The following is a 13,428-nucleotide window of genomic DNA, read 5'->3' as shown; positions in this document are numbered from 1 at the left end:
AAAAATCATCCGAAGCCCATGAACGGGGATAATGCATCTTTCGGCATTGACTTTCGGCACGCTGTTGAGTTCTCAAAAATCGGGCGCACACCGCGTCCGGGCTTCTCAGCCAGGACCCCGGGGCAACCTGAACTACTTTACCGGATCAGAACCACCGGGTCAAGACCCAATTTTTCTGACCTTCCACCCGCATCCAAGCTACCGCCCCGGGTCAGACGACACGGTTCGGCTCAGCTAGCCTTGGGGGGTTCGGAGCGACCGGCCGCTTTCGCGTCCCGCGCCTCGCTCCAACAAGAAGAACATTACGTGGCTCGCAGGTAGCCGGTCAAATCGGTTCCCGGTGGGCTGAATCACACGGCTGTAATTTGCTCTCGGCAACCCAGATGTGGGAGTGGAGCCGGCCACCTCAGCCCTGCGCCGCGGACGCCAGAACGCCTGCAAACGAACGCTTCCCGCGCCGCAGCACCAGCACGCCACCCGGCAGCAGGTCATCCGTCCCCGGCACGTACTCGGCATCCTTCACCTTCTCGTTGTTCAGGTACCCGCCGCCCTCGGCCACTGTCCGTCGGGCCGCGGACTTGCTGGCGACCAGGCCGGACTTCACGAGCAGATCGGCGTACGTCGGCATTGGTTCGCCGGCGCCGAGTTCGACGTGAGGTGCTTCGCGGAGTGCGGCGACCAGTGTGGAGCCGTCCAGAGACGCGAGCTCGCCCTGACCGAAGAGCGCCTTGGACGCCTCCTGCACTCGCCTGGTCTCGTCCTCCCCGTGCACGAGCGTGGTGACGTCCTCTGCGAGTAGCCGTTGGGCCTCGCGCGCCTGTGGGCGTTCCTCTGTCGCCTGCTCGAGCGCTGCGATCTCCTCCGCCGTACGGAACGTGTAGAAGCGCACCAGCTGCATCACATCGCGATCGTCGGCGTTGAACCAGAATTGGTAGAACGCGTACGGCGAGGTGAGCTCCCGGTCCAGCCACACACTGCCGGACTCCGTCTTCCCGAACTTCGTCCCGTCGGCCTTCGTCACCAGTGGCGTGGCCAGTGCGTGCGCCTTGCCCGACTCAGTACGGCGGATCAGCTCCACACCAGCGGTCAGGTTCCCCCACTGGTCGCTCCCCCCGGTCTGCAGCGTGCAGCCGTAGCGCCGGAAGAGCTCCAGGTAGTCCAGCGACTGCAGCAGCACGTAGCTGAACTCGGTATAGCTGATCCCCTGCTCCAGCCGGGCCTTCACCACCTCACGGCCGAGCATCCGGTTCACCGGGAAGTGCTTGCCGATGTCGCGGAGAAAGTCGAGGGTGTTGAGGTCCTTGGTCCAGTCGTAGTTGTTGACGATCCGGGCCGGGTTCGCCAACGCGGTGTCGAAGTCGACGAACTTCTCCACCTGGACGCGGACCTTCTCGACCCACTGGTGGACGACGTCCTTCGGATTCAGTACCCGCTCGGAGCTCTCCTTCGGGTCCCCGATCAGGCCGGTGGCGCCACCGACGAGGCCGATCGGGTTGTGGCCGGCGAGCTGGAGGCGGCGCAGCGTCAGGAGCTGCAGCAGGTTGCCCATGTGCAGGCTGGGTGCCGTCGGGTCGAAGCCGACATAGGAGGTGATCGGTCCGCTCGCCATAGCCGCCCGGAGGGCGTCGGGATCGGTGGAGTGCGCGATCAGGCCGCGAGTCTCCAGGTCGTCCAGCACCTGGGTACGGCGTTCGGTCCCGCTGTCGGTCACTTGTCTCTCCTCGAGTACGACGGTCAGCTACAAGTGTCCTGTACGACGGGGTGCCGGGGTCAGGTGGGTTCCGGGCGGGTGAGGACGCTGCGGAGTTGCGGACGGAGCGCATGTCCGTCGGGGCCATGGACTGTGGCGGCTGTCGGGCGTTGTGGGTCGTGGGCACCCGGGTCCGGGTTGGGGACGGGCAGACCGTGTGACAGCACCTGCTCAGCAGGCGTGAGCTGACGGATGCCGATCGCCCGGACGTGATCCGGGTGCGTCTGCGCGAAGTCGCCGTACAGCCGAGGGTCGTGCTGGCCGTCGTCGCCGACAAGGACCCAGCGGACGTTCGGGAACTCCTTGGCCAGCCGGCGCAGGGCGGTCCGCTTGTGCTCCTGCCCGCTGCGGAACCATCCGGTGTTGGTCGGCCCCCAGTCCGTCAGCAGCAGCGGGCCTACCGGGTACCCGTGCCGGGCCAGGAAGCGCGTCAGCGTTGGAGCCGTGTTCCAGGCACCGGTGGACAGGTAGAAGATCGGCGCACCCGGGTGGTCCGCGAGCAGCTCGTCGTACAGCTGGGCCATGCCCGGTACGACGCGCCGCGCCTGCTCGTCCCGGACGAACGTGTTCCAGGCCGCGATCATCGGACGCGGCAGCATGGTCAGCATCACCGTGTCGTCGATGTCGCTGACCAGTCCGAAGGTGGCGTCCGGGTCGGGCACGAACACCCGCGCCCGCGCTTGCCGGTCGCCGTGCACGCCGAGGTCGATCTCGTGCCATCCCGGCGGCAGCACCACCGGCACGGTCAGGTCGACGAATCCGCCCCGGTCCGTGACGGCGTCGAACGTCTGCCCGCCGACTGTGACGGTCACTGCCACCTTGGTCGCCGGCGCGGTGACGAAGACGCGCCAGCCCCGCATCACCTGGTCTTCGTCGTACCGCGGCTGGTTGCGCGGGTCGCGACCGAAGACGACCCGGGCCAGCACCCGGACGAACTCGGAGGTGCCGTAGCCGACGTGCGGAATGATCCGCTCCCGCCAACCGCGCCGCCGCAGCACCGCTTGCACCCCGATGTTGAACCAGTCCTCGAGACGGGACGCGTAGTGCGGACGGGCCATACTCCGAACCTACCCGGACCAAGGTCCCCTACGCCTGCTCTCCCGGCGGCGCGGGACGACCTTTACCAAACTGCTCGGGAAGCCTCTGGAGAACTGTCGGAGCAGCCTCCTAAGGTCTTCGCATGACACAGACCTCAGCCGCTGTCGGGATGTGCTTCCCGCGGACGTTTCCTGCCGCCCTGGTGACCGACGTGGCCCGCCGCCTGGACTCCGGCGGCGCGGATGAACTGTGGATCATCGAGGACTGCTTCTACACGGCCGGACCGTCTCTCGTCTCGGCCGCGCTGACGTCGACCGAGCGCCTCACGGTCGGCCTCGGCATCGTGCCGGCGGTGGCGCGTACGGCGGCTGTCACCGCGATGGAGTTCGCCACGCTGGAGGCCCTCGGCCCGGGCCGCTTCCTGCCTGGCATCGGCCATGGCGTGCAGGAGTGGATGGGGCAGATGGGCGTCCGCCCGAAGTCGCCGCTCACCACGCTCGAAGAGGTGACGACTACGGTCACCAGGCTCCTCGCCGGTGAGAACGTGAGCTTCCAGGGCAAGGCGGTGTACCTCGACGACGTGAAGCTGGACGCGCCTCCGGTCGAGCCGCCGCCGATCCTGCTCGGCGTGATGGGACCGAAGTCGATGGCGTTGGCCGGCCGCGTCGGTGGCGGCATCGTCCTCGCCGAGCCGGCCACTCCGCCGTACGTGCGGCAGTCGGTCGAGTACGCCGGATCGCCGGAGGGCTTCGTGGTCGCGGTGTTCAGCGCCATGTGCATCCGCAGCGACCGGAAGGTGGCTTACGAGTGGACGGCGCCGTGGCTGGGGTGGCGGATCAACGACAACCACCCTGGGGTGACCGCGCTGCCGTTCTTCGCCGACATGAAGAAGTTGTACGACGAGTCAGGCGCCGAAGGTCTCGTGGGGATGCCGACCGACTGGTGGACCGAGATCGGCGCGATCGGGACGCTGGACGACGCGGCCACGCACATCCAGGCGCTCGAGGCGGCTGGGGTGCACCACATCGGTCTGTTCCCGGACCCCGAGGTCGAGCACGGACTCCCCCAACTCGACCACGTGCTGGAGCTGGCGAGTCGCTAGGCCCGACGCTTCGGCACGTGCGGCCGGTACGGCGAGACCGTCGGGTCACCGGGGATCCAGAACCGCCAGTTGCGGTCGGCAGCTTCCCGGAGACCGACCCGAGGACCGGTGGACGGCTCGCCGTCGAAACCGGGACCGGGCAGCAGTTGCACACTCGAGCCCTTGGCCAGCAGGTCGACGCCGTTGTGGTCCCGGCCGATGCCGAGGGCAACGCACAGCCGCGCCGGCCCGCGCGCCAGGTCGCGGTCCGGGTTCACCTTCGGACGCTTGACGACAGGCCCCTGCCGCACGCCGGATTGGTTGAACTTCACCTGTTGGGTTTCCAGCGGCCCGCGACGTACACGGGCCAGCTCGATGCCCTCGACGATCTCGCCGGCCCGCAGCAGGACGGCCGACGGCTGACCGTCCGGGCCGACGCTGACATTCATGCAGAAGTGCATGCCGTAGGTGAAGTAGACGTACAGGAAGCCCGGCGGGCCGAACATCACCGCGTTGCGCGCGGTCTGACCCCGGTACGCGTGCGAGCCGGGATCGTTCGGCCCGTCGTACGCCTCGACCTCGGTGAGGCGGACTGCCACCGTGCCTTCGTCGGAGGTACTGCGCAGGACCATGCCGAGGAGCTTCGGGGCCACTTCGAGGACGGGATCCGCGAGCAGCGAGCGGCGTACGGGCATGCGCAGCACCCTAAGCGAACGGGCCGACAGAAACTGCCTTCACCCGAGGCGGGTGCTGTGAGCCGTGACCCGGGCTCGAAGCTCCGCGAGTTGTTCGACGACGCGTTCCTGCGCCGTGCCACCGCGGGTGTTGCGGGAGGCCAGCGAGCCCTCGACAGTCAGCACCGAGCGGACCTCCGGCGTGAGGTACGGCGAGATCGCGGCAAGGTCCTCGTCGGTCAGGTCCCACAGCTCGATCCCGCGCTTCTCGCACTCCTGCACGCACGCGCCGGCCAGCTCGTGAGCGACCCGGAACGGGATCTTCTGCCGGACCAGCCACTCCGCGATGTCGGTCGCGAGCGAGAAGCCCTGTGGCGCCAGCTCCTCCAGTCGCTCGGCGTTGAAGCGCAGCGTCCGGATCATCCCGGTGAACGCCGGCAGCAGCACCTCCAGCGTGTCGATGGAGTCGAAGACCGGCTCCTTGTCCTCCTGCAGATCGCGGTTGTAGGCGAGCGGCTGCGCCTTCAGCGTCGCGAGCAGGCCGCTCAGGTTGCCGATCAGCCGGCCCGCCTTGCCCCGCGCGAGTTCGGCGATGTCCGGGTTCTTCTTCTGCGGCATGATGCTCGACCCGGTCGAGAACGCGTCGTCCAACTCGACGAAACCGAACTCCTTCGTCGCCCAGATGATCACCTCCTCGGCCTGCCGGGACAGGTCGACGCCGATCTGCGCGGTGACGAACGCGAACTCGGCCACGAAGTCGCGTGCGGCGGTCCCGTCGATCGAGTTCGCCGACGAGTCGGTGAAGCCGAGCTCGACAGCGACGAACTGCGGGTCGAGGCCCAGCGAACTCCCCGCCAGCGCACCCGATCCGTACGGCGAGTCGGCCGCGACGCGAGCGTCCCAGTCGGCGATCCGGTCGAGGTCACGGATGAGCGGCCAGGCGTGCGCGAGCAGGTGATGCGAGAGCAGGACCGGCTGCGCGTGCTGCAGGTGGGTCCGGCCCGGCATGGCGACGCCGAGGTGCTTCTCGGCCTGCTCGGCGAGCGTGTTCACCTGCTCCAGCAGCAGCCGGCTGATGACGCGGCCGTGCTCGCGCAGGTAGCTCTTGAACAGCGTGGCGACCTGGTCGTTCCGCGACCGGCCGGCGCGCAGCCGCCCGCCCAACTCTGCTCCCAGCCGATCGAGCAGACCGCGCTCGAGCGCCGTGTGCACGTCCTCGTCGTCCTCAGCCGGTAGGAACTTCCCGGTCAGCACGTCCTCGAGCAGCCCGTCCAGACCGGCCAGCATCGCCGACAGATCCTCGTCGGTCAGCAGCCCGGCCCGGTGCAGCACCTTGGCGTGCGCCTTCGACCCGGCGATGTCGTACGGCGCGAGTCGCCAGTCGAACTGCGTCGACTTGCTCAGCGCTGCCAGCGCATCCGCCGGCCCTCCCGCGAACCGTGCACCCCACAGGGCCACACCTTCTCCGGTACTCAACTCACAGTTCCTTACTTGGGTTCGCGGGCTGCCAGGGACAGGAAGCGGGTGGCGAGGGCGGGGCCGCCGGTGGGGTTGCGGGACACGACCATCACGGTGTCGTCACCGGCGATGGTGCCGAGTACGTCGTCGAGGCCGACGTGGTCGATGGCCCGCGCGAAGTACTGGGCCGCGCCCGGCGGGGTGCGGAGGATGACCAGGTTCGCGCTGCCTTCGGCCGACACCAGGACTTCGGACGCGACTCTGGCCAGGCGCGATTCGAAAGCGGCGGCCTCACCGGCTCGCGGCGTACGGTCGCCGCCCTCGCCTGGTACGGCGTACACGAGTTGGCCGGACGAGTCGCGGACCTTGACCGCACCGATCTCGACCAGGTCGCGGGACAGCGTGGCCTGGCCGACGACGAGTCCGGACGCGGCGAGCAGGTCGGCGAGCTCGGTCTGCGATCGCACCGGCTGCCGGCCGAGCAGATCGACGATGCGCTGCTGGCGCGCCGCCTTCGTTGTCGGTACGGCGATGCTCATGCGCCGAAACTCCTCGCGAGCAGCCAGGACAGCAGCGCCTTCTGGGCGTGCAGCCGGTTCTCGGCCTCGTCCCAGACGACCGACTGTGGTCCGTCGATCACGGCCGCCTCGATCTCCTTGCCCCGGTACGCCGGCAAGCAGTGCAGCACGATCGCATCGGCGGCAGCCTTCGACATGAGCTGCTCGGTCACGGCGTACGGGACGAACGGCGCCTCCCGCGCGCCCGCCTCCGCCTCCTGCCCCATCGAGACCCAGGTGTCGGTGGCAACCACATCGGCACCATCGACGGCCGCGTAGGGATCCGCGGTCCAGGCGACCGAGCCACCAGTCTCGGCGGCGATCTCCGCGGCGCGAGCCAGGATGGCCGGGTCCGGCTGGTACTCCGCCGGTGAACCCACCACCACGTGCATCCCGGCCGTCGCGCCACCCAGCAGGTACGAGTGCGACATGTTGTTCGCGCCGTCACCGAGGTACACGAGCTTCAGCCCGGCCATCCTGCCCTTGTGCTGCCGCACGGTGAGCAGGTCGGCGAGGATCTGGCACGGGTGGAACTCGTCGGTGAGTGCGTTGATCACCGGCACCCGGGACGCCGACGCCATCTCCTCGATCCGGCTCTGCCCGGACGTGCGCCAGACGATCGCCGCGACCTGCCGGTCCAGCACCTTCGCGGTGTCGGCGATCGGCTCGCCGCGCCCCATCTGCGAGGTCTGCGCGTCGATGATCAGCGGTACGCCGCCCAGTTCGGGGATCCCGACCGCGAACGAGATCCGGGTGCGGGTCGACGTCTTGTCGAAGATCACCGCGACCGTCTTCGGCCCGGCCAGCGGCTGGTGTCCGTAGCGGTCCTGGGACAGCTGCTGCCCGAGCGTCAGGACCTCGTCCTGCTCGACCGGGCTCAGGTCGTCGTCGCGGAGAAAATGCCGGACAGTCATGCCGCCTCCACGTGGTCGAGCAGCCCGGGCAGGGCCGCAACGAAACTGTCGGCATCAGCCTTGCTCAGGATGTACGGCGGCGCCAGCCGCAACGCGTTCGGAATCGGGTTGTTGATCACGAACCCGGCCTCCAGCGCCAGCGCGGCCACCTGGTCCGACACGGGCCGGGTCAGCTCGATCGCCAGCAGCATCCCGCGGCCGCGCACGTCGGCGATCAGCGGGTGGTCGAGCGCGATGATCGACGAGGCAAGGTGGTTGCCGACAGCATTCACCTGCGCCAGCAGCCCGTCCCGCTCGATCACGGTCAGCACCGCCAGGCCGGCGATCGCGGCGACCGGGTTGCCGCCGAACGTCGTCCCGTGGTTGCCCGGCTGCAGCAGCTCCGCCGCGGCACCCAGCCCGATGCAGGCACCGATCGGGATCCCCGCGCCGAGGCCCTTGGCCACCGTCACGAGGTCCGGCGTGATCCCCTCGGTCTCGTACGCGAACCAGGTCCCGGTCCGGCCGATCCCGGTCTGGATCTCGTCGATCCACAGCAGCGCGCGGTGCTCGGAGGTGATCCGCCGCGCCGCCCGCAGGTACCCCGGCGGCGGTACGACGACGCCGTTCTCGCCCTGGATCGGCTCCAGGATGACAGCCGCCGTCTCGTCGTCGACCGCTGCCGCCAACGCGTCGGCATCGCCGTACGGGACGAACTCCACGTCTCCGGGCAGCGGCGCGAACGCCTCGCGGTACGCCGGTTTCCACGTCACCGCGAGCGCGCCCATCGACCGTCCGTGGAACGCGCCGACGGTGGAGACGATCTTGGTCCGGCCGGTCCGCCGGGTGATCTTGAACGCCGCCTCGTTCGCCTCGGTGCCCGAGTTGGTGAAGAACACCTTGCCCGGAGCATCGAACAGACCGAGCAACTTCTCGGCCAGCGCGATCTGCGGCGCGGAGGCGAAGAAGTTCGAGACATGGCCGAGGGTCGCGAGCTGCGACGTCACCGCGGACACCACGAACGGGTGCGCGTGGCCGAGGCAGTTCACCGCGAGCCCACCGAGCAGGTCGAGGTACTTGTTGCCGTCGGCGTCCCACAGGTAGGCGCCTTCGCCCCGCACCAGCACGCGCTTCGGCGCGCCGAACGTGTTCATCAGCGCGCCCGTGTAGCGCTCGGTGAGCGCCGCCTGGGTGCCGTCGACAGTGAGCAGTTCGGTCATGACGGAATCACCTGGGTCCCACTTCCGGCGTCGGTGAAGATTTCCAGTAGCAGCGAGTGCGGCACCCGCCCGTCGATCACGGTCGCCCGGGAGACGCCCGACTCGACCGCGCGCAGGCAGGCCTCCATCTTGGGCACCATCCCGGAGGCGAGCCTGGGCAGCAGCTCGGCCAGTTCGGTGGTGTCGATCTGGGTGATGATCTCGTCGCTGTCCGGCCAGTTCCGGTACAACCCGGCCACGTCGGTCAGCACGACGAGCTTCTCGGCTCCGAGCGCGGAGGCCAGCGCGGCCGCCGCGGTGTCGGCGTTGACGTTGTGCGCCTGGCCGTCCTCGTCGGGCGCGATCGTCGACACCACCGGGATCCGGCCGGCGTCGATCAGGTCGATCACCGCCTCCGGCCGGACGTGGACCACGTCGCCGACCAGTCCGATGTCGACCGACTCGCCGTCGACCAGCGCGCTACGACGTTCCGCGGTGAACAGGCCGGCGTCCTCACCGGACATGCCGACCGCGAACGGGCCGTGCGCGTTGAGCAGCCCGACCAGCTCCCGGCCGACCTTGCCGACCAGGACCATGCCGACAACGTCCATCGCCTCGGGCGTGGTGACCCGCAGCCCGCCGCGGAACTCGCTGTCGATGCCGAGCCGGCTGAGCATGTCGCTGATCTGCGGCCCGCCGCCGTGGACGACGACGACCCGGACCCCGGCGTACCGGAGGAAGACGATGTCCTCCGCGAAGGCCCGCTTCAACTTGTCGTCGACCATCGCGTTGCCGCCGTACTTCACGACCACCGTCTTGCCGTGGAACTGCTTCAGCCAGGGCAACGCCTCGGTCAGCACCGCAGCCTTCTCCACCGCATCCGCGTGACTGGTGCTCATGAGGAGTACGCCGAGTTCTCTTCGACGTACGCGTGGGACAGGTCGGTGGTGAGCACCGTGGCAGAGGCTGGGCCGGCGTGCAGGTCGATCACTACGTCGATCTCCAAGCCGCTCAGGTCCGCTTCGGAACGGTCGACGCCCTTGCCGCCGGCAACGCAGATCGGCGCGCCGTTCAGCGTGATGTCGAGCAACGAAGGGTCGAACGCGGTCGGTGCGTTGCCGACCGCCATCGCGATCCGGCCCCAGTTCGGGTCGGAGGCGAAGAAGGCGGTCTTGCAGAGATTGTCCTCGGCAACGAGCTTGGCGGCGGCCAGCGCCTCGGCCTCGGTGGCGGCGTTCCGCACGGTGATGCTGACGTGCTTGGTGACGCCCTCCGCGTCGGCCTGCAACTGCTTCACCAGGTCGGCGGCGAGCGTTGTCAGCGCGGCCTCGAAGGCCTCCGGCGTGACGGTGACTCCGGACGCGCCCGAGCTCAGCAGCAACACCGTGTCGTTGGTCGACGTTCCCCCGTCGACGTCGAGCCGGTTGAAGGTCTTGCCGACCGCGTTCCGCAGCGCGTGGTCGAGGTGCGGCTGATCGAGTACGGCGTCGGTCGTGATCACGCTGAGCATGGTCGCCATGTTCGGCGCGCACATGCCGGCGCCCTTCGCGAACCCGCCGATGCTCCAACCGTCCGAGTGTTTCAGCACGGCCTGCTTCGGCACGTTGTCGGTCGTCATGACCGCCGTCGCCGCCGCCAGACTGTGCTCCGGCCCATCGCCAAGGGCGGCCACAGCCATGTCGATACCTGGGATGAGCGACGACATCGGCAGCCGCTCGCCGATCAGGCCGGTCGAGCAGACCCCGATCTCGGCCGCTCCGACCCCGAGCACCTCGGCCAGCTTCTCCGCCGTCCGGTGGGTGTCCTGGAAGCCCTCCGGTCCGGTGCAGGCGTTGGCGCCCCCGGAGTTCAGCACGACGGCTTTCAACTTACCGGCGGTGAGCACCTGCTGGGACCAGAGCACCGGCGCCGCCTTCACCTTGTTGGTGGTGAAGACACCGGCGGCGACGTCGTACGGTCCGTCGTTGACCACGACGGTGAGGTCGGGCGTGCCGGCCGGTTTGATCCCCGCGATCACCCCGGCCGCACGGAAGCCGGCCGGCGCGGTGACCCCGGCGCTCCGATCGACTTGGGTGGACGGGGTGACAGCAAGCGTCACGGTGCAACTCCGATGAGAGGAAGGGCCAGGGTCTCGTCGAGTCCGGTGGCCAGGTTCATGCACTGCACGGCGCCGCCGGCAGTGCCCTTGGTGAGGTTGTCCATCGCGGCCACGATCACGGCGCGGCCGGTGCGCTGGTCGAGCGTGACCTGCAGCTGCACGGTGTTGGCACCGAGAGTGGCCTGCGTCTGCGGCCATTGCCCCTCGGGGAGCAGGTGCACGAAGGGCTCGTTGCGGTAGGCATCCTCGTAGGCCTGCCGCAGCGTCGCGAGATCGGTGCCGTCGGCAACCGGCGCGCTGCAGGTGGCGAGGATGCCCCGCGACATCGGCACGAGCACGGGGGTGAACGAGACACTCACCGGCTGCTCGGCGTACGGCGTGAGGTTCTGCTCGATCTCCGGGGTGTGCCGGTGGACGCCGCCGACGCCGTACGCGGAGGCGGAGCCCATCACCTCGGCGCCGAGCAGATGCGGCTTCGGCGCCTTGCCCGCGCCGGAGGTCCCGCTGACCGCGACCACCACCAGCTGGCCGGGATCGACGAGGCCCTGCTGTACGGCGGGGAGCAGCGCGAGGGTGGAGACGGTGGGGTAACACCCCGGTACGGCGACCCGGTTCGACCCGCGGAGCTTGTCCCGTTGACCGGGGAGCTCCGGCAGTCCGTACGGCCACGAGCCGGCGTGCTCACCGCCGTAGAACTCGACCCACGCCTCGGCCTCGGTCAGCCGGAAGTCCGCGCCGCAGTCGATCACGGTGACGTCCTCGCCGAGTTGCTCGGCGATTCCGGCGGACTGTCCGTGCGGCAGGGCCAGGAACGCCACGTCGTGACCGGCCAGCGTCTCCGCCGTGGTCTCGACCAGGGTGCGCCCGGCCAGAGGCACGAGCTGGGGGTGGTGCGCGCCGAGCGCCGTACCGGCGTTTCCTCCGGCGGTGAGGGCTCCGATCTCCACCTCGGGGTGCCCGCTCAGCAACCGGAGCAGCTCACCTCCTGCATACCCACTGGCACCGGCGACCGCCACCTTCACGCTCATGTGAATGAGTATGCCATGCCTTGGAAAAATATCCAACCGATCCCGGTGCGCCGCCCTGTCCATCCTGGCCTGTGACACACGCCATGTCACGGCCGGGTGGGTCCCGCGTGTCCGGAAGGGGGACGACGACCTGAGGGAGGACGGGATGGCCCGGATCGAGCTGGAGCATCGCAAGACGTGGTTCGTGCGGATGGTCGAGTGGAGCAGCCGGAGGATGTACCGCAAGGTGCCGGATCCGGCGAAGGTGGCGCTGCACAACCGGCGGGTGCTGGTGTCGACGATGCTGCTGGAGGGGTCGGCCGCGCGATGGAAGAAGCTGGACCCGACACTCAAGGCGCTCGCGGTGATGATGCCGTCGGCGCAGATCGGCTGCAGCTGGTGCATGGACTTCGGCTACTGGGAGTTCCACCACCAGGGTGTCGACCCCGCGAAGCTGCGCGATGTGCCAGGGTGGCGGGACAGCGACGTCTACACGGATCTGGAGCGCGCGGTGATGGAGTACGCCGAGGCGATGACGGTGACCCCGCCAACGGTCACCGACGAGCAGGTCGAGCGCCTGCGCCAAGACCTGACCGACGAGCAACTGGTCGAGCTCACGGCACTGGTCTCACTGGAGAACTTCCGGTCCCGCAGCAACGCCGCACTCGGCCTGACCAGCCAGGGCTTCAAGGAGTTCTGCGAGCTGAGGCCGGCCACGTGACTGATGATCAGCCGGGTCGCGCCGACGAAGAACTCGCTCGCGAGTTCGACGAACACCGGGCGGTCCTGGTGGGAGCGGCGTACCGGGTCGTGGGCAGTGTCACCGACGCGGAGGACGTGGTCCAGGAGGCCTGGCTGCGGTGGGCCGCGATCGACCACGGCGACATCCGCGACCCGCGGGCGTACCTGATCCGCATCACCACGCGGCTTGCGCTGAACCGGCTGCGGGAGCAGAAGGCCCGGCGGGAGCAGTACGTCGGGCCTTGGCTGCCCGAGCCGATGTCGCCGGAGCTCGCGGCACCCGACGCGGATCCGGCAGCGGTCGTGGAGCTCGCGGACTCGGTCAGCATGGCGATGCTGGTCGTCCTCGAGACACTCTCGCCGCTCGAGCGTGCCACGTTCGTACTGCGCGAGGTGTTCGATCTCCCGTACGACGAGATCGCGGACACGCTCGGCCGGTCGGAGACCGCGGTCCGGCAACTCGCCCACCGGGCCCGGGAACACGTGCAAGCGCGGCGGCCGCGGCATCACGTCGACAAGGCGCGGCACAGCGAGCTGACGGTGCAGTTCATGGCGGCCGCCGGGACCGGCGATTTCGAGCAGGTCGTGTCGCTGCTGGCGCCCGATGCGGTCCTGATCAGCGACGGCGGCGGCAAGAAGAAGGCGGCCCTCCGGCCGATCCACGGCGCGGCGAAGATCGTTCGCTGGCTGTTCGCGGTGATCGCGGAGAACCCCACCTTCGAGATCCGGATGGGGACGCTGAACGGCGAGACCGCGGCCATCGCCTACGACGGCGACGAGCCGGACACCGTCGCCTTCTTCGAGATGACCGACGGCCTGATCACCGAGATGTACCTGGTCCGCAACCCCGACAAACTCACCGCGGTCCCACCCCGCCACACCCTCGATGCGCAGTCGTAGAGTATCTGCAACTGAGTCGCATCTGGAGGTGG

At 69.1% G+C, this 13,428-nt stretch carries 13 protein-coding genes; 3 read left to right on the top strand and 10 right to left on the bottom strand.

Annotated elements, in window-relative coordinates; genetic code table 11:
• Positions 1 to 406: 406 nt before the first annotated feature.
• Together tyrS and ACIBG5_RS42885 are read right to left on the bottom strand one after the other, a co-directional pair.
• Complete coding sequence (tyrS, locus tag ACIBG5_RS42890) at positions 407 to 1,711, bottom strand: tyrosine--tRNA ligase (protein ID WP_396397860.1); 1,305 nt, start codon at positions 1,709 to 1,711, stop codon at positions 407 to 409.
• 59 nt (positions 1,712 to 1,770) lie between these two features.
• Entirely contained in the window at positions 1,771 to 2,808 is a 1,038-nt protein-coding gene (locus ACIBG5_RS42885; protein WP_396397859.1) for an App1 family protein, read from the bottom strand.
• Between the two features lie 122 nt (positions 2,809 to 2,930).
• Here ACIBG5_RS42885 and ACIBG5_RS42880 point away from each other — a divergent pair, with 122 nt between their 5' ends.
• The gene (locus tag ACIBG5_RS42880; RefSeq protein ID WP_396397858.1) at positions 2,931 to 3,890 is read left to right on the top strand and encodes an LLM class flavin-dependent oxidoreductase; all 960 of its coding nucleotides are present in this window, start codon (positions 2,931 to 2,933) and stop codon (positions 3,888 to 3,890) included.
• Here ACIBG5_RS42880 and ACIBG5_RS42875 read toward each other — a convergent pair.
• Genes ACIBG5_RS42875 through argC form a run of 8 tightly spaced genes read right to left on the bottom strand, consistent with a single transcriptional unit; the run spans position 3,887 to position 11,776 of the window.
• Entirely contained in the window at positions 3,887 to 4,564 is a 678-nt protein-coding gene (locus ACIBG5_RS42875) for a DNA-3-methyladenine glycosylase (protein WP_396397857.1), read from the bottom strand. The genes ACIBG5_RS42880 and ACIBG5_RS42875 overlap by 4 nt on opposite strands.
• Positions 4,565 to 4,603: 39 nt before the next feature.
• Entirely contained in the window at positions 4,604 to 6,019 is a 1,416-nt protein-coding gene (gene argH, locus ACIBG5_RS42870; protein ID WP_396397856.1) for an argininosuccinate lyase, read from the bottom strand.
• 11 nt (positions 6,020 to 6,030) lie between these two features.
• Entirely contained in the window at positions 6,031 to 6,540 is a 510-nt protein-coding gene (locus ACIBG5_RS42865; RefSeq protein WP_396397855.1) for an arginine repressor, read from the bottom strand.
• On the bottom strand, positions 6,537 to 7,472 hold the full coding sequence (gene argF / locus ACIBG5_RS42860) for an ornithine carbamoyltransferase (protein WP_396397854.1): 936 nt from the start codon (positions 7,470 to 7,472) through the stop codon (positions 6,537 to 6,539). The genes ACIBG5_RS42865 and argF overlap by 4 nt, the downstream gene beginning before the upstream one ends.
• Positions 7,469 to 8,671: an acetylornithine transaminase gene (locus ACIBG5_RS42855; protein ID WP_360444123.1), complete on the bottom strand. Its 1,203-nt coding sequence runs from the start codon at positions 8,669 to 8,671 to the stop codon at positions 7,469 to 7,471. The genes argF and ACIBG5_RS42855 overlap by 4 nt, the downstream gene beginning before the upstream one ends.
• A complete protein-coding gene (gene argB, locus ACIBG5_RS42850; RefSeq protein WP_396397853.1) occupies positions 8,668 to 9,549 on the bottom strand; it encodes an acetylglutamate kinase in 882 nt (293 codons plus the stop codon). The genes ACIBG5_RS42855 and argB overlap by 4 nt, the downstream gene beginning before the upstream one ends.
• Positions 9,546 to 10,748, bottom strand: a complete 1,203-nt coding sequence (argJ, locus tag ACIBG5_RS42845) for a bifunctional glutamate N-acetyltransferase/amino-acid acetyltransferase ArgJ (protein WP_396397852.1) — start codon at positions 10,746 to 10,748, stop codon at positions 9,546 to 9,548. The genes argB and argJ overlap by 4 nt, the downstream gene beginning before the upstream one ends.
• Positions 10,745 to 11,776 carry an N-acetyl-gamma-glutamyl-phosphate reductase gene (argC, locus tag ACIBG5_RS42840; protein ID WP_396397851.1) on the bottom strand — a complete coding sequence of 344 codons (1,032 nt, stop codon included), beginning with the start codon at positions 11,774 to 11,776 and terminating at the stop codon, positions 10,745 to 10,747. The genes argJ and argC overlap by 4 nt, the downstream gene beginning before the upstream one ends.
• Positions 11,777 to 11,921: 145 nt before the next feature.
• Here argC and ACIBG5_RS42835 point away from each other — a divergent pair, with 145 nt between their 5' ends.
• Both ACIBG5_RS42835 and ACIBG5_RS42830 read left to right on the top strand, forming a co-directional pair.
• On the top strand, positions 11,922 to 12,476 hold the full coding sequence (locus tag ACIBG5_RS42835; protein ID WP_360444135.1) for a carboxymuconolactone decarboxylase family protein: 555 nt from the start codon (positions 11,922 to 11,924) through the stop codon (positions 12,474 to 12,476).
• A complete protein-coding gene (locus ACIBG5_RS42830; protein WP_396397850.1) occupies positions 12,473 to 13,396 on the top strand; it encodes an RNA polymerase sigma-70 factor in 924 nt (307 codons plus the stop codon). Before ACIBG5_RS42835 ends, ACIBG5_RS42830 begins: the two co-directional genes overlap by 4 nt.
• Positions 13,397 to 13,428: the final 32 nt, after the last annotated feature.

The organism is Kribbella sp. NPDC050241 (assembly GCF_044459685.1).
Taxonomy (GTDB): domain Bacteria; phylum Actinomycetota; class Actinomycetes; order Propionibacteriales; family Kribbellaceae; genus Kribbella.
This window is presented reverse-complemented; position numbering and strand designations above follow the sequence as displayed.